At 68.8% G+C, this 24,630-nt stretch carries 24 protein-coding genes, 1 tRNA gene and 2 rRNA genes; 17 read left to right on the forward strand and 10 right to left on the reverse strand.

Translation table 11 applies throughout. From position 1 onward, the window contains the following. Nucleotides 1–19: 19 nt before the first annotated feature. Nucleotides 20–682: an MBL fold metallo-hydrolase gene (locus tag N5095_RS01325; protein WP_267620216.1), complete on the reverse strand. Its 663-nt coding sequence runs from the start codon at nucleotides 680–682 to the stop codon at nucleotides 20–22. Between the two features lie 127 nt (nucleotides 683–809). Between N5095_RS01325 and N5095_RS01330 the strand changes: the two genes are divergently transcribed. From N5095_RS01330 to N5095_RS01345, 4 genes are all read left to right on the forward strand, one after another. Further along, nucleotides 810–1,511, forward strand: coding sequence for a hypothetical protein (locus N5095_RS01330; protein WP_267620222.1), 702 nt, complete (start codon nucleotides 810–812; stop codon nucleotides 1,509–1,511). A 64-nt stretch (nucleotides 1,512–1,575) separates the two neighbouring features. Beyond that, entirely contained in the window at nucleotides 1,576–1,884 is a 309-nt protein-coding gene (locus tag N5095_RS01335) for a cupin domain-containing protein (protein WP_267620224.1), read from the forward strand. Nucleotides 1,885–2,021: 137 nt separating this feature from the next. Next, nucleotides 2,022–2,741 carry an archaeal proteasome endopeptidase complex subunit alpha gene (gene psmA / locus N5095_RS01340; RefSeq protein WP_267620226.1) on the forward strand — a complete coding sequence of 240 codons (720 nt, stop codon included), beginning with the start codon at nucleotides 2,022–2,024 and terminating at the stop codon, nucleotides 2,739–2,741. A 205-nt stretch (nucleotides 2,742–2,946) separates the two neighbouring features. Further along, nucleotides 2,947–3,816 carry an MOSC domain-containing protein gene (locus N5095_RS01345; protein WP_267620227.1) on the forward strand — a complete coding sequence of 290 codons (870 nt, stop codon included), beginning with the start codon at nucleotides 2,947–2,949 and terminating at the stop codon, nucleotides 3,814–3,816. A gap of 20 nt (nucleotides 3,817–3,836) precedes the next feature. Here the strand turns inward: N5095_RS01345 and N5095_RS01350 are convergent, their stop codons facing one another. Then, nucleotides 3,837–5,837 (reverse strand): bacterio-opsin activator domain-containing protein, encoded by a 2,001-nt coding sequence (locus tag N5095_RS01350; RefSeq protein WP_267620229.1) that lies wholly within the window; start codon nucleotides 5,835–5,837, stop codon nucleotides 3,837–3,839. A gap of 953 nt (nucleotides 5,838–6,790) precedes the next feature. Between N5095_RS01350 and N5095_RS01355 the strand changes: the two genes are divergently transcribed. The 5 genes from N5095_RS01355 to N5095_RS01375 all read left to right on the forward strand — a co-directional run bounded on the left by N5095_RS01355 (nucleotide 6,791) and on the right by N5095_RS01375 (nucleotide 11,368). Then, nucleotides 6,791–6,937 (forward strand): hypothetical protein, encoded by a 147-nt coding sequence (locus N5095_RS01355; RefSeq protein ID WP_267620231.1) that lies wholly within the window; start codon nucleotides 6,791–6,793, stop codon nucleotides 6,935–6,937. A 243-nt stretch (nucleotides 6,938–7,180) separates the two neighbouring features. Next, nucleotides 7,181–8,149 (forward strand): hypothetical protein, encoded by a 969-nt coding sequence (locus tag N5095_RS01360; RefSeq protein ID WP_267620233.1) that lies wholly within the window; start codon nucleotides 7,181–7,183, stop codon nucleotides 8,147–8,149. Nucleotides 8,150–8,430: 281 nt separating this feature from the next. After that, nucleotides 8,431–9,606 carry a metal-dependent hydrolase family protein gene (locus N5095_RS01365; RefSeq protein WP_267620235.1) on the forward strand — a complete coding sequence of 392 codons (1,176 nt, stop codon included), beginning with the start codon at nucleotides 8,431–8,433 and terminating at the stop codon, nucleotides 9,604–9,606. Between the two features lie 99 nt (nucleotides 9,607–9,705). Next, complete coding sequence (locus N5095_RS01370) at nucleotides 9,706–11,118, forward strand: helix-turn-helix transcriptional regulator (protein ID WP_267620238.1); 1,413 nt, start codon at nucleotides 9,706–9,708, stop codon at nucleotides 11,116–11,118. Nucleotides 11,119–11,293: 175 nt separating this feature from the next. After that, nucleotides 11,294–11,368, forward strand: a tRNA-Glu gene (locus tag N5095_RS01375). A gap of 200 nt (nucleotides 11,369–11,568) precedes the next feature. On the opposite strand, the gene N5095_RS01380 is transcribed toward N5095_RS01375, so the two are convergent. Beyond that, nucleotides 11,569–12,582 (reverse strand): hypothetical protein, encoded by a 1,014-nt coding sequence (locus N5095_RS01380; RefSeq protein ID WP_267620240.1) that lies wholly within the window; start codon nucleotides 12,580–12,582, stop codon nucleotides 11,569–11,571. Nucleotides 12,583–12,721: 139 nt separating this feature from the next. On the opposite strand from N5095_RS01380, the gene N5095_RS01385 reads away from it, so the two are divergent. Together N5095_RS01385 and N5095_RS01390 are read left to right on the forward strand one after the other, a co-directional pair. Then, nucleotides 12,722–13,027, forward strand: a complete 306-nt coding sequence (locus N5095_RS01385; RefSeq protein ID WP_267620242.1) for a DUF7410 domain-containing protein — start codon at nucleotides 12,722–12,724, stop codon at nucleotides 13,025–13,027. 69 nt (nucleotides 13,028–13,096) lie between these two features. Next, the gene (locus N5095_RS01390; protein ID WP_267620244.1) at nucleotides 13,097–13,534 is read left to right on the forward strand and encodes a hypothetical protein; all 438 of its coding nucleotides are present in this window, start codon (nucleotides 13,097–13,099) and stop codon (nucleotides 13,532–13,534) included. Nucleotides 13,535–13,566: 32 nt separating this feature from the next. Here N5095_RS01390 and N5095_RS01395 read toward each other — a convergent pair whose 3' ends face one another. The 4 genes from N5095_RS01395 to N5095_RS01410 form a co-directional block, all read right to left on the reverse strand. After that, nucleotides 13,567–13,827, reverse strand: coding sequence for a cytochrome C oxidase subunit IV family protein (locus N5095_RS01395; protein ID WP_267620245.1), 261 nt, complete (start codon nucleotides 13,825–13,827; stop codon nucleotides 13,567–13,569). Between the two features lie 83 nt (nucleotides 13,828–13,910). Further along, nucleotides 13,911–16,553 carry a cbb3-type cytochrome c oxidase subunit I gene (locus N5095_RS01400; RefSeq protein WP_267620246.1) on the reverse strand — a complete coding sequence of 881 codons (2,643 nt, stop codon included), beginning with the start codon at nucleotides 16,551–16,553 and terminating at the stop codon, nucleotides 13,911–13,913. Then, a complete protein-coding gene (gene coxB / locus N5095_RS01405) occupies nucleotides 16,550–17,338 on the reverse strand; it encodes a cytochrome c oxidase subunit II (RefSeq protein ID WP_267620248.1) in 789 nt (262 codons plus the stop codon). Before coxB ends, N5095_RS01400 begins: the two co-directional genes overlap by 4 nt. 169 nt (nucleotides 17,339–17,507) lie before the next feature. Further along, on the reverse strand, nucleotides 17,508–18,320 hold the full coding sequence (locus tag N5095_RS01410; protein ID WP_390202424.1) for an aldo/keto reductase: 813 nt from the start codon (nucleotides 18,318–18,320) through the stop codon (nucleotides 17,508–17,510). A 166-nt stretch (nucleotides 18,321–18,486) separates the two neighbouring features. Between N5095_RS01410 and N5095_RS01415 the strand changes: the two genes are divergently transcribed. Genes N5095_RS01415 through N5095_RS01430 form a run of 4 tightly spaced genes read left to right on the forward strand, consistent with a single transcriptional unit; the run spans nucleotide 18,487 to nucleotide 21,638 of the window. Next, nucleotides 18,487–19,575, forward strand: a complete 1,089-nt coding sequence (locus N5095_RS01415) for an ABC transporter ATP-binding protein (protein ID WP_267620252.1) — start codon at nucleotides 18,487–18,489, stop codon at nucleotides 19,573–19,575. Then, the gene (locus N5095_RS01420; RefSeq protein ID WP_267620254.1) at nucleotides 19,575–20,363 is read left to right on the forward strand and encodes an ABC transporter permease subunit; all 789 of its coding nucleotides are present in this window, start codon (nucleotides 19,575–19,577) and stop codon (nucleotides 20,361–20,363) included. The genes N5095_RS01415 and N5095_RS01420 overlap by 1 nt, the downstream gene beginning before the upstream one ends. Then, the gene (locus N5095_RS01425; RefSeq protein ID WP_267620256.1) at nucleotides 20,360–21,154 is read left to right on the forward strand and encodes a TetR/AcrR family transcriptional regulator; all 795 of its coding nucleotides are present in this window, start codon (nucleotides 20,360–20,362) and stop codon (nucleotides 21,152–21,154) included. Before N5095_RS01420 ends, N5095_RS01425 begins: the two co-directional genes overlap by 4 nt. Nucleotides 21,155–21,179: 25 nt before the next feature. After that, nucleotides 21,180–21,638, forward strand: coding sequence for a CopD family protein (locus N5095_RS01430; RefSeq protein WP_267620258.1), 459 nt, complete (start codon nucleotides 21,180–21,182; stop codon nucleotides 21,636–21,638). Nucleotides 21,639–21,663: 25 nt separating this feature from the next. Here N5095_RS01430 and N5095_RS01435 read toward each other — a convergent pair whose 3' ends face one another. Beyond that, complete coding sequence (locus N5095_RS01435) at nucleotides 21,664–22,854, reverse strand: redox-regulated ATPase YchF (protein WP_267620260.1); 1,191 nt, start codon at nucleotides 22,852–22,854, stop codon at nucleotides 21,664–21,666. Between the two features lie 129 nt (nucleotides 22,855–22,983). On the opposite strand from N5095_RS01435, the gene N5095_RS22160 reads away from it, so the two are divergent. Next, nucleotides 22,984–23,388 carry a DUF8124 family protein gene (locus N5095_RS22160; RefSeq protein WP_303651517.1) on the forward strand — a complete coding sequence of 135 codons (405 nt, stop codon included), beginning with the start codon at nucleotides 22,984–22,986 and terminating at the stop codon, nucleotides 23,386–23,388. Further along, complete coding sequence (locus N5095_RS01445) at nucleotides 23,385–23,795, forward strand: hypothetical protein (protein ID WP_267620262.1); 411 nt, start codon at nucleotides 23,385–23,387, stop codon at nucleotides 23,793–23,795. The genes N5095_RS22160 and N5095_RS01445 overlap by 4 nt, the downstream gene beginning before the upstream one ends. A gap of 409 nt (nucleotides 23,796–24,204) precedes the next feature. Here the strand turns inward: N5095_RS01445 and rrf are convergent. Beyond that, a 5S ribosomal RNA gene (gene rrf / locus N5095_RS01450) occupies nucleotides 24,205–24,326 on the reverse strand. 139 nt (nucleotides 24,327–24,465) lie between these two features. After that, nucleotides 24,466–24,630 (reverse strand): 23S ribosomal RNA (locus N5095_RS01455); the annotation flags it as partial.

Consider the following 24,630-nt stretch of genomic DNA (forward strand, 5'->3'; position numbering starts at 1 on the left):
CGCCGACCGAACCGACCGGTCAGTAGTCGGCGCGGGCGGCCTGTGCGGCGAGTTCGACGTGGTCGAACGGCCCGTCGACGACGCTCCGGCCGTGGCCGGTGTGGAGTTCTTCGAGCCCCTCGCCGGTCGCCTCGACCACCCGGTCGAGGCTCTCGACGAGGAGCCCGCGGTTCCCTTCCGGCAGGTCGGTGCGGCCGAAGCCGCCGTCCGCGAACACGAGGTCGCCGGCGAACAGCACCGCGCCGTCGGCCGAGAGAAAGCAGAGGTGGTCGTCTTTGTGCCCCGGCGTGTGGAGCGCGGTGAACTCGCTCGTGCCGATTCGGAGCGTCTCGCCGTCGGCGATTCCGTTGTCGACGGCCGGCCCGTCGGGGTCGAACCCCCACGTCTCGACGCCGAACGCCTCGCGCAGGTCGTCCACGTTGCCGACGTGGTCGGGGTGGGTGTGAGTGAGGAGAACCGCGTCGAGGTCGTCGACGCCCGCCTCGCGAACCGCCGAGACGACGTCGAAGCCGGCGCCGGCGTCGACGAGGACGGTGCGTCCCGTGGCGCCAGCGTCGGCTTCGGCCGTCGGCCCCTCGGTTCCGGCGTCGCCCGTCGCGTTCGGCGCGCTCCGTGCCACCCCCGAGACGAGAAACGCGTTGCTCGTGAAGCCCCTGACGTCGGCGGCGACGTTGCGAATCATGCCACAGCGTTGGGAGGGTGAGGGCTTGTGCGTTCCCGTCGGCGGTCTCCTCATCCCACCGTACTCGACAGAGAGGAGGTGTCACGCCGCATTGATGCTCCGAGCCGACGTGTATCGTGCGAGAACCATGTCCCTACATCCCTTCCCCTCCCGCCGAGCCGTGCTCGGCGCCGCGGCCGCCGTCGGCGTCGCTTCACTCGCCGGCTGTCTCGCCTTTGTCGACCGCCCCGGCTCCGACCCCGAGCCGGTGACCCTCCGCGAGGGGTTCGAGGACGGCGACGGCCTCGGCGAGTGGACCGCTCACGGGCACGTCGGAAGCGACGCGGGCGGCCCCTTCCGGTTCGACCTCGGCGGCTCGACCGACCGCGCCGTCGAGGGGAGCCGAAGCCTCCGCGTGTTCACCGGCGGCGAGCACGACGACGGGACGGCATGGGTGAGCCACCCCGTTCGCGTCGTGGCCGGACACGCCTACGACGCGACGTTCTCGGTCCGTGCGTGGAGCGAGGGCGAGAGCTTCAACACCGTCCGCCACGTCGTCGCGGTGCTCTCGCCGACCGCCCCGACCGTAGAGGGGGACTTTCCCGAACCGGACTGGAACTCCTCCGACCGGGCGGACGCTCCGGTGGGCGGCCTCCGCGAGCCGATGGACGGCAGCGGCGAGGGCGACGACCCCGAGGGCCCCGGCTGGCGAACCTACCGGTTCACGTGGCGGACGCCCGAGCTGACGGCCGACACCCTCCACCTCGCCGTCGGCGTGAGCGTCGTCTGGGAGACCGACCGCGTCGACTACCTCGACGACGTGCGCCTCGACCTGACGCCGGTCGGGTAGTCCGAGTCCGGTCTCCGCTCCACCCCGCCGAAACCGAGTCGTAACCGGACGGCGAAGACCGGGTATGAAACGGACGAATCTCGATACGACCGGCGGCTTCTTCGACGTCGTGCTGGAGAACGACCGCGCGCAGGCGGCGACGATGACCCTCTCGCCCGGGCAGTCGACCGGCGGCCCGGACAACGCCCACGCCGAGAGCGACCAGTGGCTGTACGTCGTCGCCGGCGAGGGGCAGGCGACCGTCGGCGGGGAGACGGTCGACCTCGGGGCGGGCGACCTACTACTGGTCGAGCGCGGCGAGACCCACGAGATTCGAAACAGCGGGGGCGAGCCCCTGGAGACGCTGAACCTCTACGTCCCGCCGGAGTACTGATGGGCGAGTACGTCGGTGGCACCGGCGGCAGCGGGTCCGTGCGCTAAAATTCGCGTTAGGGAGCCTTTTTCCGCACCCGGGGCGTAGCGAGGGACGATGCGACTACACGACGGTGCGACCACGACGGAGGGCCGACGATGAATCGGAGCGACCAGCAGGCGTACGACCGGGGGACCTCGCTGTACTCCCCCGACGGCCGCATCTACCAGGTCGAGTACGCCCGCGAGGCCGTCAAACGCGGCGCGCCCAGTCTCGGCATTCGCGCGAGCGACGGGGTCGTCCTCGCCGCCCAGAGCCGCGCCGGCTCCGACCTGATGGTGGCAGAGAGCATCGAGAAGCTCCACAAGATAGACGACCACGTCGGCGCCGCGAGCGCCGGCCACGTCGCCGACGCGCGCAAACTGGTCGACTTCGCCCGCGAACACGCCCAGGTGAACCGCCTGCGCTACGGCGAACCTGTCGGCATCGAGGCGCTGACGAAGGAGATCACCGACCACATCCAGGAGAACACCCAGACCGGCGGGACACGCCCGTACGGCGCCTCGCTCCTGCTCGGCGGCGTCGACGAGACCGGCGCGCGGCTGTTCGCGACCGACCCCTCGGGAACGCCCCAGGAGTGGCGCGCGGTCGCCATCGGCGGCGGCCGTGACGGCATCCAAGAGGTGCTCGAAGAGCGGTACGACGAGACCGCCGGCGTCAACGACGCCGTCTCGCTCGCCGTGCGCGCACTGAAGACCGAGGTCGAGGATATCGAGGCCGAAGGGATGAGCCTCGCGGCCGTCACCGAGGAGGGGTACGACCCCTACACGACCGAAGAGATTTCCGACCTCCTCGACGGCGTCGACGTCGACGAGTAACGGCTCCACTCTCCCGGCCGTCGGCCCCTGCGGACGACGCTCCGGTTCTCCGAGGCCCGTACCCGTCACGTCGGCACTCCTGAGCGACCGCCACGCCGTGCGTTCCTCTTCCTCCTCGTCTCGCTCCCACTCGCGCGCACTCCGCCGGAGCCGACGTGGCGACGACGACGCTGGGTTCAGGTCCGTCGGGTGCGTCGCTCCGGATATGACCGACCGCGCCAGACTCGCCCGAGTGACCGTCTACCCCTTCAAGTCCCTCGACGGACTCGACCGACCCGCGTCGCGAATCGTCGAGAGCGGGGCGCTCGCCGGGGACCGCGAGTTCGCGGCGTTCGACGCCGACGGGGAGTACGTGAACGGAAAGCGCGAGCGACGCGTCCACCGGATTCGGGCGGCGTTCGGCGGGCCGGGCGGAGCGGACGAACCCGACGAAGGCGACGAAGGCGACGAACCCGGCGAGGAGCCGTGGCGACGGGTGACCCTGCGACCGGCCGATGCCGACCCCGTCACCGTCCGTCTCGGGGCGGCCGACGGGCGAGCGCGCGCCGGCCGGGCCTTCGAGGAGTATCTCGGGTACCCGGTGACGGTCCGGCGCGACGGGAGCGGCGGGTTCCCGGACGACCAGGCCCTCTCCGGCCCGACGCTGGTGAGCACGGCGACGATTCGCGAGGTGGCGTCGTGGTTCGACGGCGTCGACGAGGCGGGGATGCGCCGACGCCTCCGTGCGAACCTCGAGGTCGACGGCGTCCCGGCGTTCTGGGAGGACCGGCTGTTCGCCGACCGCGGCGAGGGCGTCGCCTTCGAGGTCGGGGGGACGCGGTTCGTCGGCGTCAACCCCTGTCAGCGCTGTGTCGTCCCCTCGCGCGACCCCGACACCGGCGAGGCGTACCCGGGGTTCCGCGAGCGGTTCGTGGAGAAGCGCCGGGAGACCAAACCGCCGTGGACCGACGGGGAGCGCTTCGACCACGACTTTCGACTGATGCTGAACACCGTCGTTCCGGCGTCGACGGTCGGGGAGCGCGTCGCCGTCGACGACGAGGTCCGCGTCGGGGAGACGGTGCCGGTCGACGCCTGACGGGGCGGGGCTCCCTCGGTTCAGGACGACTGGTCGAGCGAGGCCGACAGGAGCTCCTCGAGGCCGAGTCGGAGGTGCTGGTGGAACGTCGGCGGGGAGACGCCGAGCGCCTCGGCTATCTCCTCGCCGGTGGACTCCCGGGGCCACGAGAAGTAGCCCGCGGCGTAGGCGGCTTCGAGCGCGCTCCGCTGTTTCTCGGTGAGACGGTCGCCGATGGCCGACCGGAACTCCTTCAGCGTCTGGACCGAGCGGGTGGTGGAGCGCTGGGCGACGAGCTCGGAGTCGGGGAACCGACCCTGCACCACGTCGATGACCTCGCGGACGTTCACCTCGTGTGGGAGTTCGACGACGACGCGGAACGAGCCGTCCTCGATGGTCGCCTCGGTGACGTAGCCGCCGTACTCCGCGAACATCAAGGTCGCAGGCTCCTCCGTCCAGCGCACTTCGACCATCCGTTCGCCCTCGCGCTCGCCGACGAGCCGGACGTGGTCGACCTCGTCAAGGCCCTCGAAGACGTCGACCGCGTCGTCGGCCGCTTCGCCCGTGATGCGGACGAACTGCACTGCGGCGTCGTCGCGCGTCGGAACCGTGTGGTCGAACTCGACGACGAGGTCCGAGTCGGCCGTCGCGGCGATGAGGGGGTCGACGCCGTCGCGGAGGTCGAACTCCAACTCGGTGACGACGTTGTTGAGCAGCGCCTCCTTGCGCTCGATGGCGTTGATGGCGTGACCGACGATCTGTCCGAGTTCGGCGACCGCATCGCGCTCCTGTCCGCTGAACGCGCGCGGCCGGTCGGCGTATATCGTGAGTACGTCGTACTGGAACTGCTGGAACCCGATGGGGATGGCGACGGCGGCGTGGTACCCCCGTCGTTCGGCCTCCTCGCCCCAGCCGCCGTGGCGCTCACCCGAGATGGCGGAGACGGCCTGTAGTTCGCGGGTGTCGAGGGCGAGCTTGGTCGGCGTGTCGTCGCCGGCGGCCGTCGCCTCCGTCTCGGTGTCGACGAACGACTGCTCGACGCCCTCGCACGCTCGAACGGTCACCGTCCCGTCGCCGCGGTTCGCCTCGCCGATCCAGGCCCCGACGTAGGAGTCGGACTCGGCGAGGGAGCGACAGACCAGCGACTCGATTTCGTCGCGGGTCGACAGCGACACCAGCCCGCTGTTGATGTTGCGGACGACCCGGTTGAGCCCGTTGAGGGCGACGAGCTGCTCGCGCTGTTGGCGGAGGTCTTGTTCGTGCTCCTTCCGCTCGGTAATGTCGCTCTGGGAGCCGAGAAAGTGGACGAGCTCGCCGTCGTCGTCGTAGATGGGGACGACGTCGACCTGGTTCCAGAACGGCATCCCGTCCTTGCGGTAGTTGAGCAGTTCGAGCGAGATGGGTTCCTCGTCCTCGATGGCCCCGCGGAGCTCCGCGACCTTCTCCGGGTCGGTTTCCTCGCCCTGCAGGAACCGGCAGTTCTCTCCGATGGCCTCCTCGGCGTCGTATCCCGTCATCTTCTCGAACCCCTCGTTGACCCAGACGAGCGGGTTGTCGGGTCGGGTCGGGTCGGAGAGGCAGAGCGCGATGGACGCCTTCTCCAGCGCCCGAGTGCGGACGCTCTGGTCGACGTCGCCCGCCACGTCGAGGTCGCCGACGTCGACGTGTTCGGAGGGCTCGTTCCCCTCCGCACCGACGGCGCAGACCGCGGTGTACCCCTCGGTATCGGGGACGACACCGACCCAGCACTCGACCTGTACCGTCTCCCCGGTGCCCGTCACGAGGTCGACCGACACCACGTCCGTCGACTCCCCCGAATCCCGAAGCGTCGCCGCCAGTTCGACGATCGCCGACGCGCCGCTCTCGGTCATCGACGACAGCGGCTCGCCGACGAGTTCCTCGCGCTCACGCCCGAGCAGTTCACAGAGCCCGTCCGAGACACCTCGGACGACGCCCTTGTCGTCCAGCGTAAAACAGCCGCTACCCATCGCCCGCACGAGCCCCTCGTACGGTCCCGCGTCACCGTTGAATTGTCGTGACATCTCTGAGTTGAACCCTCCGCTGACCACCACGGCCCGGTCGCACGGCTCCGGTGACCGCCACACCGGTCTTGGGTTGTGCCTCAAGTTCCTCGTGAACCTAACTCTTTTGACCGAGCCGCCGACCGTCCCGAACGAAGTGCGGCCCCACGCGCCGCCGACCCTAATAAAGTGAACCGAGAGTGAATCGAGAGTCTTGGGGGTTCTGCTCCGAGATTTTACGGGCGTCGCCTCGCCAATACGGCGTCCGGTCGCCGACGTCACGGCGAGATGCCGGTCGGCAGACCGGCCGAACCGAGGCGTCTAGACGCGTGTCCCGAGGGTTCATCCAGAGCACCCCCGAAAAAATCGGCGCGGTGAGTCGGTGCAGCCTAACTGTTTCGACGAGAGGACTATCCGTGGTCGGACGGTACACGGCGTGCCGGAGTGCACGGTGCGTCGCCGCAGACGCGCCATCGCTTCAATCCGTTCTCGCACGATTCGATCGCGTAACGTCTTCTCCCTGCCGAGTGCTCGACTTTCCGGGTAATCGTTACGCATATATTCGACCTTCGCATACGCCGGAGTACGGCGCGCGTTCGAACGGGCGCGCGCCGTGCATTCCGGCACGCAGGCTGCCGCACGCGCCTGCCGAACACCCTTCCCGGGTGTTCTCGACGTTCTGACGCGGAGTTCACGCCCCGAGAGCGTTCGCTCCGGCCGCGACCGCCCGGCGACCGTCCGAACCGGGTCCGAGAGGGACAAAGTATATTTATCCTGACCTGAAACTCCGCTTCGGAAACGGCTCCACGGATGAGACGTCGCCAGTTGCTCGCCGCGAGCGCTCTCGCGACCACGGTGGCCGCTGCCGGCTACCTCGGCTCCGGCTCTCCACCCCACGGAAATCGAACGTCGTCTCCGACGTGTCGGTCCGCTCGGGGGCCGCCGTATCGACATCGCGGACGGCGCCTGGGGTGGTGTCCCGGTCCGACGCCGCGAGCACCGACCTCGCCGAACCGGGCGCGAGCGCCCCGCTCCCGGTCGGCGTCGCGAACGTCACGGGAAAGGGAAACAGCGGGGGCCGCGGTGCCGATGGCGGCGTTTCCCGAGCCGGCGGGGAGTGACGCCGCCTCCCGCTTCGGTCCCGACGCCTGGGCGACCCTTCCACTCACGGGGAGGGGTACGGGACGTACCACACCTACCCGGGCACGGATTAGCACTCCCGACGGAGACGCGACTGACCCCGCCGAGACGACGGCCGAGGACACCGACACGGCGACCGGGGACGCCCGGAGAGACCCGGCGGCGCCGCGAGCGACCGTCAGAACGACGACACCGGCCACGACCGACGACCAGGAGGCGACTCGATGACCCACGAATCCACGACACACCGATACAGCGGCGACGTGACGCTCGCCGGCGGCGAGGCTCCGCCGGTCGCACTACACGGGACGGCGGACAGCTTCGTCCGGCCGAACGCCGTCGAGGGCAACCTCGACGTGAAGAACGCGGAGTACGTGTTCACCGGGGTCGCCCCCGACGGCGCCGCCGGCGGCTGGGCGCCCGAGACCGAGGTCCGGGGTGACATCGAGGACGGCTACGTCGACCCCGGCGGCGTCGCCGGTGACCTCCGCATCTCGGGCGCCGAGGGCGTGTTCGTCGCACGCGACGGCGTCGAGGGCGACCTCCGCGTCTCGGGCGCGGAGAACGTCTTCGACCTCGACAGGGACGAGGGGCCCGAAGCGGACCCCGCAGAGTACGACCTCCGACTCGACGGCTGGGAGCAGTCGGGGCGGGTCGAAGACCCGACGGTGGGCGCGTCCATCTCGGGGGCGCGCGGCGAGGTTCGAATCGAGAAGGCGCACCACGACCTCGAAATCTACGTCGTCGGCCACCACAACGAGGTCGTCGTCGAAGGTCGGGAGGCGACCGTGACAGTCCACCTCGTCGGCTACGAGAACGAGGTGTCCGTCGGACCGTACCTGTCGGCCGAGGTCGGGTCCGAGGCCGGCTTCGACAACCGGGTCGAGGAGGCGCCGTACCCCGCAGCGGACCTCGTCGAGACCACGCGCTCGGAGGCGTTCTCGAACGCCGGCGTCGGTCGCCGGAAGGTCACCTTTCAGCGCCCCGTGGACGGCGAGGAGGGGTGTGGCAACTGCGGCGAGCCGGCGGACGCCGTCATCGAACGGCTCCAGCTGGAGGCGTTCTTCCTGTTCGGCCGCCCGCTGAAGACGTACGACCGGAGCGCCAACCCGACACAAGAGTGCGAGCACTGCTCGCCGAACGCCGTGAACGCGGCGTTCACGGCCGAGGAGTGCCGGAACGTACTCGGCTGAAGGGGACCCAGTGCGGTGAGGTTCGGGCGGAGCCTCGGGTCTGTGTTGTGATTTTTATTTGTGGGTGACTGGGTCGTCGACGCCGACGCTACGGTGTTCCACGAGTCGACGTTCCGCGCCGACGCCGACTTCCCCAGCGCGGTGTTCACCGACGTCTCCTTCAGGGACACCCGCTTTCACAGGCGCTGGACCCACCGGCACGCGGAGGTTTTCGAGGGTGCTCGCGTCCGGGCGTTCGCCGCCGCACCTAGATTCACCTACTCCCCCGCCGACGACCGACCATGCACGTACTTCGCGGCGGGACGGTCGTCGACACGGACGGTACACGTGAGGCCGACGTGGGCATCGAAAGCGAAGGAATCGTCGCCGTCGGCGACGAGGCGGTCGAAGACGCGGGATACGAGGTCGACGAGGAGACCGACGTGTCGGGGCAGTTCGTCGCACCCGGTCTCGTCGACGCCCACGTCCACCTGACGATGGACGGGCGGGCCGACGTGGCCGACTACCAGTCGGCGTCGACGGCGACCCTCGCCTTCACCGCGGTCGAGAACCTCCGGGACGCCCTCCAGGCAGGTGTGACGGCCGTCCGCGACCTCGGGACGCCCGACGGCATCGCCCTCGACGCGAAGCGGGCGGTCGCCGCCGGCGTCGTGGAGGGGCCGCGCGTGCTCGCCGCCGGGCAGAACGTCGTGATGACGGGCGGCCACGGCCACTGGTTCGGCCGCGAGGCCGACGGGCCACACGAGGTGCGGAAGGCCGTCAGGGAGCAGCTGAAAGCCGGCGCCGACGTGGTGAAGTGTATGGCGACCGGCGGGGTACTGACCGAAGGGGCGAAAATCGGTCTGCCCGAGCTGACGCCGGAGGAGCTGGAGACGCTGGTGTCGGCCGCGAACGCGAAGTCGACGCCGACGGCGGCGCACTGTCACGGCGACGCCGGTATCGAGAACGCCGTCCGGGCCGGCATCGCCTCGGTCGAACACGGGACGTTCCTCTCGGCGGAGACCGCCGAACTGATGGCCGAGCGGGGGACGTACTGGGTGCCGACCGCGAGCGCGCTCCACGGCATCGCCGAGAACGGCGTCGAGGCGGGCATCCCCGAGGAGGCCGTCCGCAAGACCGAGGCCGCGAGCGAACGCCACGCGGAGGCGTTCGGACACGCCCTCGACGCCGGCGTACCCATCGCGATGGGCACCGACGCCGGGACGCCGTTCAACCGCTTCGCGGACATCCCTCGGGAACTGGAACTGCTCGTCGAAGGGGGGTTGACGCCAGACCACGCGCTCCGGGCGGCGACGACGAACGCCGCCGACCTGCTCGGTCTCGACGAGGTGGGACGAGTCGCGGCCGGGTTCCGTGCCGACCTCGTCGTTCTCGACGCCGACCCGACCGAGGACGTGACCGCGTGGCAGGACCCCGAGCGCGTCCTCGCTGGCGGGCGAGTCGTCCGGTCGCCGTGAGTGACTGTGAACGATACCGTCGCCCAGTGACACGGTGGTTACAGGTGGACAGTCCGCTGTCAAAAACACTTTAGCCACGCACGCGTCAGTATTCCATCGATGCAACGCTCGGCCGCCCTGCTGTCGATCCTCCTCCTCTCTGCGTCCCTGTCGCTCGGCGTTCCGGGGGCGCTTGCCGAATCGTCGGCAGACGGCGTCCGTCCCGCACCGGCCGCGTCGCTCGACGGTACCGACGCGGAACCACCACGCGGACCGAGCGCAGCGAGCCTTTCGAGCGCCCCAGGCGCAGCCGACTGGGAGAGCGTCTCGAGCGTACCTGACCGGGAGAGCGTCTCGGGCACAGCCGACCCGGCGAGCCTCTCACAAGCCTCCTTCGACCGCAACCGGGTCGTGCTCACGGTGTACGAGAACGGGTCGGCGGAGTGGACCTTCCACTACCGACGGACCCTCGGGAACGAGTCCGAGCGGCAGAACTTCGAGGCGTTCGCCACGGAGTTCAACTCGAACCGGACCAGCCTCTACCGCCGCTTCAGAGCCGACTCGCGGGCGCTGACCGGCGAGGGACAGAACGTCACCGGCCGTGAGATGAACGCCACGAAGTTCTCTCGGCAGGCGTCCGTGACGAACACGACGTTCGGGCGACCGGTCGGGGTCGTCGAGATGTCGTTCCTCTGGACGGGGTTCGCGGCCGAACGTGGGGGGAACGTCGTCGTCGGCGACGTGTTCGAGGGTGGGTTGTACCTCGGCCCGCAGCAGACACTCGTCATCTCACCGGGTCCCGCGGTCGTCTTCGAGTCGGTCGACCCCGAAGGAACGCCGTCGAACGCCTCCTCGCTCCGCAGTAGTGACTCGGTCACCTGGCAGGGCGAGAAGGAGTTCACCGACAACCGTCCGCGGGTCGTCTTCGTCCCCGCCGACCGGGAGACCGGGGCCGGCTCGGAGACGGGGACGGCCAACGGGACCGGCGGCTCCGGACCGACCGAAGGGACCAACGGCTCGACCGGCGACGGGACGACACCGCCCGGCTCCGCCGACGGCGGGCTGCCGATACTGCCCATCAGCGTCGGGGTGTTGCTCGTCGCCGTCGTCGCCGCCGCCGTGTGGTGGTATCGTGACGACGAGCGCGACCCGTCGTTCTTCGAAGGAGAGTCGGACGAGCCGGGGCGGCCGGGAGGGGCGGACGGGACCGAAGCACCCGACGCGGCGGGCGTCTCCGAGTCGGACGCGGGCGACGGGGGCGCGACCGCGGGGGCGCCGCCGGGACTCGGCGACGGCGAGTTGCTTTCGGACGAAGACCGCGTCGTCTCCATGCTCCGCGACCACGGTGGCCGGATGAAGCAGGTGAAGATCGTCGACCAGACCGGCTGGTCGAAGTCGAAGGTGAGCATGCTGCTCTCGGACATGGAGGAGTCGGGCGACATCTCGAAGCTCCGGGTCGGCCGCGAGAACGTCATCAGTCTCAAAGGCCACGAGCCGGACGCGGCGGGGTCGCCGTTCGACGGCGAGAGCTGAGCCGACGGCGGAAGCTGAGTCGACGGCGTCGAACGGACCGAGCCGAGTGAGACCGCCGAGCGCTTCGAAGCCGACACGGCCGCTCCGGGCCGCTGTGGCCTGTGAATCCACGCCACGACGGTCCGAAAGCGCAACTGTTATACGTCAAACGGCGGTACGTTGGAGTGCGCACCACGCTCCGTTGGTGTAGTCCGGCCAATCATATTGCCCTCTCACGGCAATGACCAGGGTTCGAATCCCTGACGGAGCATTTCTCCCGAATCCACGTGCCCGAGCGACGCGTCCAGCGTCCTTCGAATCGGGAGGGCAGGGCGTCCGACTCAGGCTCCACCGAAGACGGGACGCGCGACCCCGAGTCGACTCCCGCTGACCGCTCCCCGGCGAGGTGGCCTGCTTCTCTCGGTCCGGTCCGGAGTTCCTCGTGGAACGGGTGGGTCAGCGGTGGGTGTGTCAGGGGGTGCTGTAGTGAATCCCCGACGCACGGTGGTGTTCGTCGTACGCGCCGATTCCGTCGCCGAGCGCCCACTGCAGGTCGACGTTGTCGAACAGCGTGGAGTAGTAGTAGTCGACGAACGTCATCGGAACGCGGAGGTCGCCGTCCTCCCGGACGACGCTCGCGAGCGCGGTGTAGGCGTGGTTGTGACGGTCGTCGAGGACGAGCGCGCCGAAGACGGGGACCGATTGGCGATGGGGCGGAACGGCGTGGAACGCTTCGACCGAGCGGAATGCGTACTCGTAACAGTAGAGCCCCGAGGTACCGTCGAGCATCGCCTCGAAGTGCGTCGGCTCCCGGAACGGTTTCTCGACCGGTATCGTTCCGAGAAGCAGGTACTCCTGTACGAGGCCGGCGACGTACCGGGCGTAGTCGAAGTGGGCGTGCCCGCCGAACGCGTCGGCGAGGCCGGTCACGAGCGACCGGGGGTCGGCGGGGCCGACGCCGGTGAAAGCTCGAACCGTCTCCGGGTCCGGTCGTCGGAACCCGTCCCCGCGGAGCGCCGCGACGGTGAAGGGACGGGTCCGACCCCCGCGGAGCCGCTGGAAGAACCCTTCGACCCCCGTGAACTCGAACGCGAACTCGTCCGCTTCGATTGCTCCGAGGTCCGCCGCGAGCGCCGCGGCCGGCTCTCCCGGGTCTTCCGAGACCCCCGGCTCGCCGTCCGTAATCGAAACCGCGGCGACCCGCTCCCCGGCTTTGTCGTGCCGCTCGACTACTTCCCCGTCGAACGTCAGTTCGTGACCCCGGACCCGAAGCGTGAACGGCGACGGACCGAGGCGGCGTCGCGCCAGAGGTCCGAGCGACTGCTCGGTGAGGTTGGTGCCGGCGACGATGCCGAACCCGGTGTACTCGTAGGCGACCCTGGCGACCCCCGCCCCGACGGCGCCGCCCCCGAGAACGCGGAGAGCCTGCCGTCGGGTCAGGTCGACGCGCGCCGACCGCTCCTGGTCGTGACCACCGCGCTCCATCGTCCCACCGTCGGCGGGTCGTAGGAGCGACAGGTGGTTAAGCGTTGGTGGGAGAGAGCCCGGCTCCGTCCCCGAGAGGCGCCCGCATCGGCGACGACGGTGCTCCGGGTATTTAGCGTCGGCCCGCGTAGTGGGACCGATGGCGACCGGTCACCGTGGGTTCGACGAACGCCTCGTCGGCGAGCCCGCGTTTCGCGTCCCGCACGAGGTGGCGCCCCCGCGCTGTCCGTACTGCGACCGACCGTTCGCGACGCCCGACTACCGGGCGCTCCACGTCGGCGAGCGCCACCCCGACCGTCGTACCGCCGCGGAGCGCGACGCCTACGAGCGCGCCGTCGACGCCGAGGCCGACGCGCTGTTCGTCCTCCAGTTGAAGCTCCTCGCGGCGCTCGTCGCGCTCTACTTCGTGCTGTTCGTCGCCTACGGCATCGTCTGGACCGGGTGAGAGCGGAGAGCCGTCGGCAGGCGAGGAATTAAGCCGCCGGACGCGCAACCTATCGTGGGAACTGATACCATGGTAGAGTTCGTGTACGTCGTCAGTGCGCTGTTGATGGGGCTCGCGCTCCTCGCTGTCGCCGGCGCGACGACCCGAGTACGCCACTGGCGGGGCGCGCCCGTCGTCGCCGGGGTCGGCAGGGCCCGACCCTCGATTGGAGGCGGGTCGACGAGCGCGATGCCGACGGTCGGGCCGTACCTCGCCCCGCTCGTGCTCGTCGGCGCCGTCGCCGCCGCCGTCGTCGTCGTCGGGGGGCCGGAGGCGCTCGGCGAGGCGCCGGTGTGGGCGTTCGGGCTGGCCCTCGCGAGCGTCGTCGGCCTGTTCGCCGTCTGGGGCGCCTACTTCGCCGTCCGTAACCGCGGGCGGTCGAGCGCCGCCGCCGTCGCCGCCGGGGTCTGGACGCTCGGTCTCCTCCTGGTCGTCGCCATCACGGTGAAACTGCTCGTCGCCGGCTGAACACGGACGGACGAAGCGAAGCGCGCGGCTCGTCAGCTAATCGAGTACGCCGCGGCCGCGGTGAGCACTACCGCAGCCGTCAACCCGACCAGCATCAGGTACGACAGCGAGCGGGGTTCGAAGCGGAGGTGCTGGTAGTAGCCGGCGACGAGCAGCGCCTTCACGGCCGAGAGGCCGATGACCGCCCAGAAGCCGGTCCAGTACGAGAGCCCGAGTCCCTCGACGAACACCTGCATCGTCGCGAACGCGAACAGCACGACGTAGATGGCGACGTATAGTCTCAAGCGGCTCATCGGCGTCCTCCGGTCTTCGTCCCCGCGGCGGTTCTCGGTTCGACGATGTGTTTCGTGTGCTTCGTGTGCATGGTCTCACTCCGTCAGAAGATGTAGAACAGCGGGAAGAGGAACAGCCAGACGATGTCGACGAAGTGCCAGTAGAGCCCGAAGTACTCCACCGGTCGGTCGTCGTCGAGGTACCCCCCGCGCAGCGCTCGGGCGATGAGGTAGAGCAGGATGAGCAAGCCGACGACGACGTGGGCGGCGTGGAGTCCCGTCGTGAGGTAGAACGTCGACGTGCGGACACCGGTGGAGAGGGTGAGCCCCTCGTGGAACAGCTCCTGCCACTCGACCGCCTTGTTCACGAGGAAGGCGACCCCGAGCAGGAAGGTGACGACGAGGCTCCCGACCAGTCCGGCGCGACTGCGCCTCTTGGCGGCAACGAGCGCGAGTACGACGGCGAAACTGCTCGTCAGGAGCAGGTAGGTGTTCACGAGCCCGGGGAACGGGTCGTGGGGAACCGGCTCCCACGCCGTCCAGCCGAACGCGACCCGGATGAACGCGTACGAGCCGACGAACGCCCCGAACAGCACCACGTCGCTGGCGAGGAATATCCACACGCCGAGTTTGGCGTTCTCGACGCCGGCGAACGGCCAGCGTTCGGCCGCGACCATCTCGGGGACGTGGAACGGTTCGAGCCCGAAGGCGACGAAGCCGACGGTGCCGAGCAGGAGGCCAACGGCGAGGAGCACGAGATAGAGGCCGCCCTCGTTGACGCCCGAGAGTCCGAGCAGGGCGAAGAAGGCGGCGACGCCGACGACGAACGGCCAGGGGCTGGCGTGGCTCGCGTGGTGCTCGTCGTGACCGCCCTCGTCGAAGTCCGTCTCGGGGACGACCGGCGCCGACGACCGGTCCCGCACCACGGTGCCCCCATCCGTCGACGGCGTCGACGCCTCGTCGGTGCCGCCGTCGGCACCGGTCCGGCCGAGCGAGCGGACGGCGCTCGGGGCGAGGAACTCCAGTTTTCCGCGGGCGTACGTCGGCGTCCCTTCGGGGTAGTTCTCGAGGGGCGGCGGCGACGGGACGGCCCACTCGGCCGTCGTCGTGTAGTCCCAGGGGTTCCCCTCGACGCGGTCGCCGGCCCAGAGGCTCCGGGTGAGGTTGTAGAACATGACGAGGAAGGAGGCCCCGAGCAGGAAGCCGCCGACCGTCGAGAGTTGGTGCCACGGCAGCAGGGAGACGTCGTAGACGAACACGCGCCGGGGGGTCTCCCAGGCCACGAACATCGGGAAGTAGAGCAGGTTGAACCCGACGAAGTACAGCGCGAAGTGGAGTTTCCCGAGCGTCTCGTCGTACATCCGGCCGGTCATCTTCGGGAACCAGTAGTAGAGCCCGCCGACGAGCCCGGTGACGCCGCCGACCATCACGTAGTGGAAGTGCGCGACGACCCAGTAGGTGCCCCGGAACTCGTAGTCGAGGACGACGGCGCCGAGGAACACCCCCGTGATGCCGCCGAGGATGAACAGCGCGAGCGCGCCGAAGGCGAAGAGGAACGGCGTCTCGAAGCGCACCTTCCCCTTGACGAGCGTGTAGATGAGCGCGAACACCATGAGGTCGAAGGGGAGCGAGATGCCGATGGTGGTTATCATGAAGAGCGTCTTCACCTGGAGGTTGATGCTCGTCAGGAACATGTGGTGCATCCAGACGGCGAAGCTCTGCAGGGCGACGAGCACCATCGCGAGGATGAACCACTTCCGGCCCACCAGTCGCCGCCCCGAGAAGGTCTGGAAGATTTCGGCCATCACGCCCAGCGCGGGGAAGAAGACGATGTACACCTCCGGGTGGCCGAAGAACCAGAACAGGTGCGCCCACAGGAGCGACCCGCCCGCCGTCTCGGCGGCGAAGTAGGTCGTCCCCAGCACGCGGTCCGAGGTGAGGATGACGAGCGCCGCCCCGAGCGCCGCGAACGCGAACAGCATCATCCAGACGGTGAGGAGGATGGTCCAGGTGAACAGCGGCAGTTTGCGGAGGGTGAGCCCCGGCGCCCGCATCCGGTGCATCGTCGTGAGGAAGTTCACCGAAGAGACGGTGATGCTCGCGACGAAGAGGAGGAGTGCGAGTACGGTCGTCGTCGCCCCCAACTCCGGCGTGTAGACGGGGACGTTGAGCGGGGCGTACATCGTCCACCCGCCCGAGAAGGCACCCTCCTGGAAGAAGGAGGCCCCGAGCAGGAGGCCCGAGAAGAGGTAGAACCAGTACGAGAGCGCGTTTAGCCGCGGGAAGGCGAGGTCCTCCGCGCCGATTTGCAGGGGGACCATGTAGTTCGCGAAGCCGAAGGCGAGCGGCGAGAGGAACCAGAACACCATCACCATCCCGTGGATGGAGACCGCCTGGTTGTACGCGTTTGCGCCGAGCAGGTCGGCGGCGGGGGTCCACAGCTCCGCCCGCATCAACAGCGCGAGTACGCCACCGAAGACGAGGAAGAACAGCGAGGTGACGACGTACAGCACGCCCACGTCCTTGTGGTTGGTCGTGACGAACCACCGGGCAACCGAGGAGAGCGGCGGCAACTCTTCCACGCGGAACGCGCGGCCGACTGCGCCGACGTCCTCCAAGGGGGTCGGGGAGCGTTCGTGACCGCCGTCGGTGTCGGCTGGCCGCTCGTGGCCGCCGTCGGCAACTCTCGGCTCGTCGTGCTCGCCGTCTCTCTCCGCCCGCTCGTGGTGTCGGTTCCGTCGCGTCATGGTAGGACTCCCGCCAGCGTCGCGTTCGCGGTGGTCGTTCCGTTCGCGCTCGTCGTCTCGTTTCCGTCCGGTTCACTTCCCTCGGACGAGTTGTCCGTCCCGGCGTACCACGTCTCGTAGGCGTCGGGTTCCATCACGACGAGGTCGGCGGACATGTAGGAGTGGCCGGCACCGCAGAGTTCGTAGCAGTTGATAGTGTGGGTGCCCGGCTCCTCGGCGACGAACCACGCGTCGGTCTCCTGGCCGGGGATGACGTCGGCCTTGACCCGCAACTCGGGGACGCCGAAGTTGTGGAACACGTCGCGAGAAGTCAGCGTAAGTCGGACGGGTCGGTCCGCGGGAACGCGGAGGGTGCTGTCGGTGTACCCGTTGGGGTAGGTGAACGCCCACCCCCACTGGTACCCCTCGACCTCGACGTCGAGTGCGTCGTCGCCCGGTGGGTCCCCCTCGACGTACAGCAGCGAGGAGTACGTCCACGCGATGAGCGAGAGGACGATGACGGCGCTGAGGCCGAACGAGAGGAACAGCTTCCGTCCGCCGCCGCTCCCGGTCGGGAGCTCGCCGAGTCGCGGCCGGTCGGCGTCACCCTCGGCGGTGTTCGGCCCGCCCGCCCGGAACTTCACCGCGTTGTAGGTCATGTAGACGAGGACGACGACGCCGACGAGCACACCGAGCACGAGGAACACGCGGAAGATGGCCTCGAACTCCGTGGCCGGCGTTCTGACGTCGCCACCCGCCTGTAGGACGGCCGTCACCGACCCGACGGAGGACGAGAGCTCGAACATGGTGGCCGCCTTGGTAGTTGTTGTCACACATAGATAATCATTATGTATTTCGGGGGCGCGCCAGCAGAGCGTCGGCGAGGGAGGAGGAGGCACGCGCCAAGCGGGCGCGAAGCGCGGGCGATAGAAGGCGCGGCGATGGGGCGTGAGCTTCGACGGAGGCCAACCGCGGCTACAGCATCCCGCGGACCATCGTCAGTCCGGTCTTCAGCCGGGAGGGTCGCGTGATGCGGTCGACCTCCTCGCGGGTGAGTTTGAAGTCGAAGATGTCGAGGTTGGCCGCGAGGTGGTCGCGGCTCGTCGACTTCGGGATGGCGGCGACGTTTCGGTGCTGCGTGGCCCAGCGCAGGGCGACCTGCGCCGGCGACTTGTCGTACTGCGCCGCCACGTCGGCGACCACGTCGTCGTCGAGCATCGACCCCTGTGCGAGCGGGCTGTAGGCCGTCAGGAGAACGTCCTCGCGCTGGCAGTAGCGCAGGAGGTCACGTTGTGGCGAGTAGGGGTGGAACTGCACCTGGTCGGCGAACACGGGGACCGAGGCCGCCTTCCGCGCCTTCCGGAGTCGGCGGACGCCGAAGTTGCTGACGCCGACGTGGCGGACGGCGCCGCGGTCGACCAGCGCGGCCATCGCGTCCATCGTCTCCCCGACGTCGACGAGTGGGTTCGGCCAGTGGAGCAGGAGGAGGTCCACGTAGTCGGTCTCGAGGCGTTCGAGACTCCGCCCGACCGAGAGGAGGAGGTCGTCGTAGCCGGCCTTTCGGGGGTTCACCTTCGTCGTCAGAAACACGTCCTCGCGGTCGACGTCGGCGGCGGCGATTGCCCGGCCGACCTGTCGTTCGTTCCCGTACACCTGTGCGGTGTCGACGTGTCGGTAGCCGAGGTCGAGTGCGGTCTCGACGGTCTCGCGACACTCCCGGCCCTCCATCCGCCACGTACCGAGGCCGACCTTCGGAACGTCGACACCCTGAACCGTCGCGTACTCCATGTTGCTGCTCATACCGGTCGTTCGCGTCGTCGACACAAGGTCGCTGGGGAGTCGGCAGTGTACGTCGACGTGCCCGGTCGTCGCGTCTGTCGACCTTCAGCGACTCAAACCCGTGAAAACGATTCGTTCAAGCGTTCGCTACCCGTATCGGCGTGGGAGGGACGACATGCCAGCAATCGAGACGGGGAAGTTGACGAAGTACTACGGGGACACTCTCGGGGTCGAGGACCTCAGCCTGACCGTCGAGTCGGGAGAGGTGTTCGGCTTTCTCGGTCCGAACGGGGCCGGGAAGACGACCACCATCCGCACCCTCCTCGGACTGCAGGCGCCGACGAGCGGAACCGCGCGCGTGCTCGGTCACGACGTGACCGACGAGCGCGAACTCATCGAGGCGCGCAAGCGAATCGGCTACCTGCCGAGCGACCCCGGGTTCGACGACTCCGTCACCGGCCGACGGCTGCTCGACTACTACGCCTCCCTCCGCGGCGACACCAGAAGCGAGGAACTCCTCGAACGCTTCACCCCACCGCTCGACCGGAAGGTCGGCGAGTACTCCCGTGGGAACCGCCAGATGCTGGCCATCGTGCTGGCGTTCATGCACGACCCCGACCTCGTCGTCATGGACGAGCCGACCTCGGGACTCGACCCGCTGAAGCAGGAACAGTTCCTCGCCTTCCTCGAGTCCGAGCGCGAGCGCGGGAAGACGCTCTTTTTCTCCTCGCACATCCTCGGCGAGGTCCAGAAGGTGTGTGACCGCGTCGGCATCGTCCGCGACGGCCGCCTCGTCGAACTCGAGGACGTCCGGACCCTGCTCGACCGGAGCGGCAAGGTCGTTCGAGTCCGCGTGGCCGGGACTCCTACGCTCGGAGCGTTCGACGGCCCCGACGTCCACGACCTACAGGTGTCGGGGACGGCGGAGTCCGACGGGGGGAGCGAGGATACCGGCGACTACGGGGACCACGACGACCACGGCGACCAGGACGGGGCGACCGACACCACGGCGTTCTCGTTTACCTACACCGGCGGCTTCGGACCCCTGCTCCGGCGGCTTCTCGAGTTCGACGTGCAGGATCTCACGGTCGAGGACGCCCCGCTCGAGGACGTGTTCATGCGTTTCTACGGCGCCAGTGGGGACGCTCCGGCCGAGATATCGGGCGACGCCTCGACGACCGGCACGCCAGCCGACGCGACGGCGACCACCGGAGGTGACCGCACCCGCGGTGGGGGCGCCGCGGACACCGGGGGTGACGCCTGATGTTCGAAATCACTCGGTACGAGTCCGAGCGGCGCGTCCTCGCGTCGGGTGCGCTCGCCGTCGGACTGGCGCTCATGGCCGCGATGTTTCTCGCCATCGCCCCCGACATCATCTCGCAGGTCGACCTCGAAGCCTACGCCGAGGCGCTGCCGCCGGCGTTCTCGAACGCGTTCGACATCGCGGCGATGGGAACCGTCGAAGGGTTCCTCGCGACGGAGCTGTACCAGTTCGGCTGGGTCATCCTGCTGGGGCTGTATCTCGCCTACAGCGCCGCGGGGCTCATCGCCGGCGACGTCGAGCGCGACCGCATGGACCTGCTCCTGGCGAACCCGGTCTCGCGACGCCGCGTCGTCGTCGAGAAGTTTCTCTCGCTTTTGCTGCCGATTCTCGTCGTCAACGTCGTCGTCGGCGCCGTCGTCTACGCGGGAGCGGCCCTCGTCGGCGAACCCCTCGCGCCCGTCGACGTCGTCGCGGTCCACGCGCTGTCGGTGCCGTATCTGCTGACGTGTGCAGCCATCGGGCTCCTGCTGTCCGTGCTCGCCCGCCGGGAGAGCGTCGCACAACGCGGCGCCGCCGGCGTCGTCTTCGGGCTGTTCATGCTCGAGACGCTGCTGACCGGCACCGACTACGAACCCCTCGCCCGGCTGAGTCCGACGTGGTACTACGACCCCATGGCCATCCTCGTCGAGAGCAGCTACGACCTCGTCGGCGCCGCGCTCCTGCTCGTCGCCGCCGCGGCTCTCGTCGCCCTCAGCGCCCGTCGCTTCACCCGGATGGACGTGCGATGAAGGGGTTCTCCGACGCCGAGCGCGACCGCATCCGGGCGGGACTGCGCGAGGCGGGCCACGAGCTGTTCGCCCGCTACGGCCTCCGGAAGACGACAATCGGCGACCTCACCGACGTGGTCGACATCGCCCCGAGCACGTTCTACCAGTTCTTCGACTCGAAGGAGGCGCTGTACCTCGAGATTCTGGAGTCGGAAGGGGAGGTCGTCGCCGACCACGTTCTCACCGAGTCGTTCGGACGCCACGACGACCCCCGGCGCGCCATCGAGGCGTTCCTCACGGCCATCGTGGACGAAATCGAGACCAACCCCCTCGTGCGTCGCCTCGTCGTCGAGGACGACCTCGACCGCCTCCGGGCGTACCACACCGACGAGGAGCGCGCCGCGAACCAGGAGCGGTCGGTCGGGTACTTCCTCCCCTACGTCGAACGCTGGTTCGACGAGGGCCGCCTCCGCGGACCCGACCCCGAGACGGTCGCCCACGCCATCCGGTCGGTGACCTTCCTCACGCTCCACGAGGAGGACGTCGGCGAGGAACGCTACGGCGCCGTCCGCGACACGCTCATCTCGGCCGTCGCCGCGGGACTGGTCGTCGACAGTTCGGGTGGCGACGACAGGCCAGATGGCAACGACGGTTCGGGTGGCGACGACAGGTCAGATGGCAACGACGGTTCGGGTGGCGACGGTGGGAGGAAAGGTGTCGACGGGAGGAAAGGTGTCGACAGGAGGGGAGGTGTCGGCGGGGGCACCGACCCCGCAGTCGGCGACGACCCCCCGACGAACCGACCGAACTAACCGGCCCATCCTCCTCCTCTCCGACATGTCGTTCGTCGATTCCGCCGCCGCGACGGTGCATCTGCTGTTCGCCGGACTGTGGACCGGGAGCGTCCTGTTCGCCGCGTACGCGGTGCTCCCGCTCGCCGCCGCCGGCGACCTGCGCGTCACCGCCTTTCGCCCGCTGGTCGGGAAACTCACGACCGTCTCTCGAGTCAGCGCGCTCGCCCTGTTCGCCTCCGGCGGCCACATGGCCGGCACCGGCTACACGGTCGAGAGCCTGTTCGGTAGCGCCCGCGGTCACCTCGTGCTGACGATGGTGCTGCTCTGGTTCGTCCTCGCCGCGCTCGTGGAGGTGGGCGCCGCCACGCTCCGCGACGGTCTCGACGCCGGGAAGGTGCGGTCGCCGGCACGCGACGCCCGCCGGACGTTCCACGCCGCGGCCGCCGTCGCCGTGCTGCTGCTCGTCGTCGCCGGCTTCCTCGCCGGCGGTCTCCCGTTCTGAAACCTCGAAAGTGAGTTCCGCTCCTTCAGTTCGTCGTGACGATTTCGACCACGTCGCGGTCGGAGAGTTCGTGACCGGAGCCGATCTGTCGCCCGTCGCGGCAGTCGACGCCGTGGAGCAGGCCGTCGCCGATGTCGCTGTGGAGGTGGTACGCGAAGTCCTCCGTCGTCGACCCCTCCGGGAGCACGAAGCAGTCGCGGAACACGCCCTTCTCGTTCGCGCTCCCGTTCGCGCTCCCGGGGAACACCGCGATGGCCCCCATCACCTCGAAGAGGGCGGTCTCCAGGGCGCGCTGGACGCCGGTGCCGTCGTAGCGTTCGACGTGGTCACGAATCTGTTCGAGCCCCTCGCGCTGCTCGTCGCTCACGTCGCCGACGATGTCGAACTCGTCGTCCCCGGCGCGGTAGTCGACGACGCCGGCCTCCGCGGCCTTCTTCAAGGCCTTCTCCGCGTGCGCGCTCGCGGGGACGAACGTGAGGTGGTCGTACTCTGGGTCGCTCGTAATCTCCTCGAAGTTCGCCGCGGCGGCGGGGTCGTCCATCTTGTTCGCCGCGATGCAGATGGGCTTCGTTCGCTTTCGAATCTCGCGGGCGAGCCCCTCGCGGTCCGCCTCGTCCCACTCGTCGGGGTCGAGTTCGAGGCCCTGCCCGAGGACGACCTGCTTCAGCTCCTCCTCCTTGATTTTGAACGCGCTCATCTGCTCGGCGAGGTCGGCCTCGATGTGCTTCTCTTCACCCTCGTACCCCGAACGGTAGCGTTCGATTCCCTTCTCCAGGATGTCGAGATACCACATGTCGAGTTCGTTCTCGAGGAAGTCTATGTCGTCGCGAGGGTCGTGGCCCTCCGTCGGCTCGCCCTCGATGTCGGTCTTGCCCGAGAAGTCGACGACGTGAATCAGCACGTCCGCCTCGTTGAGGTCGGTGAGGAACTGGTTGCCGAGACCCTTCCCCTCGTGGGCGCCGGGGATGAGCCCCGCCACGTCGACGAGTTTCGCCGGGACGAACCGGACGCCGTCGTCACAGAACCCGACACTCGGCGTGCAGGACTCCTCGAAGTCGGGGGCGGCACACTCCACGCGGACGTACGCCTCGCCCACGCTGGGGTCGATGGTAGTGAACGGGTACGCCCCCTCGGGCACGTCGTTCATCGTCGCCGCGTTGAAGAAACTCGACTTGCCCACGGAGGGCTTGCCGACGAGGCCGATCTTGTAGCTCATTACCCCCTCTGGCCGGTCACCCCGCAAAAGCCGTTCTACCTGGACCGACTTCGCGTGTGAATCACACCCCCTCTCTGCGGTCGGGAGTCAGCCGGTGTGCCTATCCGCGTCGAAGCGGTACCACCGCCAATGACGGTCGACGACGGAGACAGGTCGACGGGAGTATCCGACGACCGGAGCGGTCGGGCGGACGCGGACAGCGCCGCTACTGACACCGTCGATGCAGACGGTGCCGGAGCCGACGACCTCGAACGAGCGGAGGCGGACACCTTCGGCGTCGGCGTCCACGTGACCGACGAGGAACTCCGGTTCGTCGTTCGCGTCCCCTCGGACATCGACTCGGGGTGGACCGACCCCGAGGCGTTCCAGGAGCTCGTCGAGCGCGTCGTCTGGGAACGCCTCGACCGCGAGACCGTCCTCCGGCGAGTCGCCGCCGAAACTCCCGCAGGCGAGACGGTGACCCTCGGAACCGTGACGCTCCAGCCGGACGGGACCGTCGTCGACTACCGACTCTCCGCGCCGACCGACGGATGACCGACTCGAACCTCGACCGGATTGCCGACGCCACCGCCGGCGTCGACGCGATGCAGGACGCCGCGCTTGAGCGTGCCATCGTCGGCGATGTCGACGCCGCCGCCCACCTCGCGTTCGCGGGCGCGCTGGAGGCGGCCCGACCCGTCCCCGACGGTGGCGACCCGCTCCTGCTCGGGTCGCTGCTGGCGGTCGCCATCGAGACGCGCCACGGCGGAGCGATTCGCGTCGACGGGCTTCACGAGTCGCCGCCGCTGTCGCTCTCCTCGTTCGAGCCGGACGGCCGACGCCGCCCGGTCGTCGAGGGTGCCTTGCTCGCGCTCGAACGCTTCGACGTGTCGGTCGAGACCGTCGCCTCGCTCGCCACGCTGTCGGTCGCGGAACTCGAAACCGAGCGCCGGCGGAGCTGACGGTCGTCTTCGACGTGCTCTTCGGGGCGTGAATCCCCTGGGTCGAACCCACGAAGTCACCGCTCGACGGGGATGCCCGTCACGAATACCCACGCAGTTACCGGCCGGACGAGGCCCGACACCCCCAGCCGGCACCTTTCGACTCCTCGGCGACGTTTGCGGTACGTGCGACTGTCTATGAATGACACTGCGGTGTCGTTCTGGAACTGAAACGTGAAGAACGGTCGCTACGTCGAGTCCACAGTCGACCGTACGACTGTCGTCGCTCGGGAGTGAGGTAGGTCGCGAGGCAGGTGGTGAACGCGGTCGCTCTTCGACGATGACCGGCGACACACGTGGCCGTCGCTCTCCGAATATGCAAAAAGCCACCGAGCCACTGCAGTGGCTCGGTGGCTTTTGTAGTATGAGTGGGGGACGGCGAAGCGGTGTTCCCAGAGGCTCGCGCACTCCAGTACTGGCCGAAACGCAGGCGGGCTTAACTTCCGTGTTCGGGATGGGTACGGGTGTTGCCCCGCCGCTCTGGCCGTCCTAACGCCAACTCACGGAATCGAACCGTGATGATACCAATGTTGGTGGTCCAAGGACCGTGTTGTACGTGCAATCCAGTTTACGCCTGAACTCGTTCCGTCGAATCCATCGCGTGGATTCCGATGAACACCCTGATGGGTGTAATGAATGTGGCTTGGTCTGTTAGTGCTCGCGGGCTAAACGCCTCGTTGCCTCGGCGCGTACACCCCGAGTCTATCGAACTCGTCTTCTACGAGTGACCTCGGTGGTACCTCTTTTTCAAGTGGGTTTCGAGCTTAGATGCGTTCAGCTCTTACCCCGTGTCACG

The organism is Halobium salinum (assembly GCF_026586625.1).
Taxonomy (GTDB): Archaea; Halobacteriota; Halobacteria; order Halobacteriales; family Haloferacaceae; genus Halobium; species Halobium salinum.

Bases quoted from the DNA above. Each gene is read 5' to 3' on its own strand.
- N5095_RS01325 (WP_267620216.1), bottom strand. From the start codon at position 682: ATGATTCGCAACGTCGCCGCCGACGTCAGGGGCTTCACGAGCAACGCG.
- N5095_RS01330 (WP_267620222.1), top strand. From the start codon at position 810: ATGTCCCTACATCCCTTCCCCTCCCGCCGAGCCGTGCTCGGCGCCGCG.
- N5095_RS01335 (WP_267620224.1), top strand. From the start codon at position 1,576: ATGAAACGGACGAATCTCGATACGACCGGCGGCTTCTTCGACGTCGTG.
- psmA (WP_267620226.1), top strand. From the start codon at position 2,022: ATGAATCGGAGCGACCAGCAGGCGTACGACCGGGGGACCTCGCTGTAC.
- N5095_RS01345 (WP_267620227.1), top strand. From the start codon at position 2,947: ATGACCGACCGCGCCAGACTCGCCCGAGTGACCGTCTACCCCTTCAAG.
- N5095_RS01350 (WP_267620229.1), bottom strand. From the start codon at position 5,837: ATGTCACGACAATTCAACGGTGACGCGGGACCGTACGAGGGGCTCGTG.
- N5095_RS01360 (WP_267620233.1), top strand. From the start codon at position 7,181: ATGACCCACGAATCCACGACACACCGATACAGCGGCGACGTGACGCTC.
- N5095_RS01365 (WP_267620235.1), top strand. From the start codon at position 8,431: ATGCACGTACTTCGCGGCGGGACGGTCGTCGACACGGACGGTACACGT.
- N5095_RS01370 (WP_267620238.1), top strand. From the start codon at position 9,706: ATGCAACGCTCGGCCGCCCTGCTGTCGATCCTCCTCCTCTCTGCGTCC.
- N5095_RS01380 (WP_267620240.1), bottom strand. From the start codon at position 12,582: ATGGAGCGCGGTGGTCACGACCAGGAGCGGTCGGCGCGCGTCGACCTG.
- N5095_RS01385 (WP_267620242.1), top strand. From the start codon at position 12,722: ATGGCGACCGGTCACCGTGGGTTCGACGAACGCCTCGTCGGCGAGCCC.
- N5095_RS01390 (WP_267620244.1), top strand. From the start codon at position 13,097: ATGGTAGAGTTCGTGTACGTCGTCAGTGCGCTGTTGATGGGGCTCGCG.
- N5095_RS01395 (WP_267620245.1), bottom strand. From the start codon at position 13,827: ATGAGCCGCTTGAGACTATACGTCGCCATCTACGTCGTGCTGTTCGCG.
- N5095_RS01400 (WP_267620246.1), bottom strand. From the start codon at position 16,553: ATGACGCGACGGAACCGACACCACGAGCGGGCGGAGAGAGACGGCGAG.
- coxB (WP_267620248.1), bottom strand. From the start codon at position 17,338: ATGTTCGAGCTCTCGTCCTCCGTCGGGTCGGTGACGGCCGTCCTACAG.
- N5095_RS01410 (WP_390202424.1), bottom strand. From the start codon at position 18,320: ATGGAGTACGCGACGGTTCAGGGTGTCGACGTTCCGAAGGTCGGCCTC.
- N5095_RS01415 (WP_267620252.1), top strand. From the start codon at position 18,487: ATGCCAGCAATCGAGACGGGGAAGTTGACGAAGTACTACGGGGACACT.
- N5095_RS01420 (WP_267620254.1), top strand. From the start codon at position 19,575: ATGTTCGAAATCACTCGGTACGAGTCCGAGCGGCGCGTCCTCGCGTCG.
- N5095_RS01425 (WP_267620256.1), top strand. From the start codon at position 20,360: ATGAAGGGGTTCTCCGACGCCGAGCGCGACCGCATCCGGGCGGGACTG.
- N5095_RS01430 (WP_267620258.1), top strand. From the start codon at position 21,180: ATGTCGTTCGTCGATTCCGCCGCCGCGACGGTGCATCTGCTGTTCGCC.
- N5095_RS01435 (WP_267620260.1), bottom strand. From the start codon at position 22,854: ATGAGCTACAAGATCGGCCTCGTCGGCAAGCCCTCCGTGGGCAAGTCG.
- N5095_RS22160 (WP_303651517.1), top strand. From the start codon at position 22,984: ATGACGGTCGACGACGGAGACAGGTCGACGGGAGTATCCGACGACCGG.
- N5095_RS01445 (WP_267620262.1), top strand. From the start codon at position 23,385: ATGACCGACTCGAACCTCGACCGGATTGCCGACGCCACCGCCGGCGTC.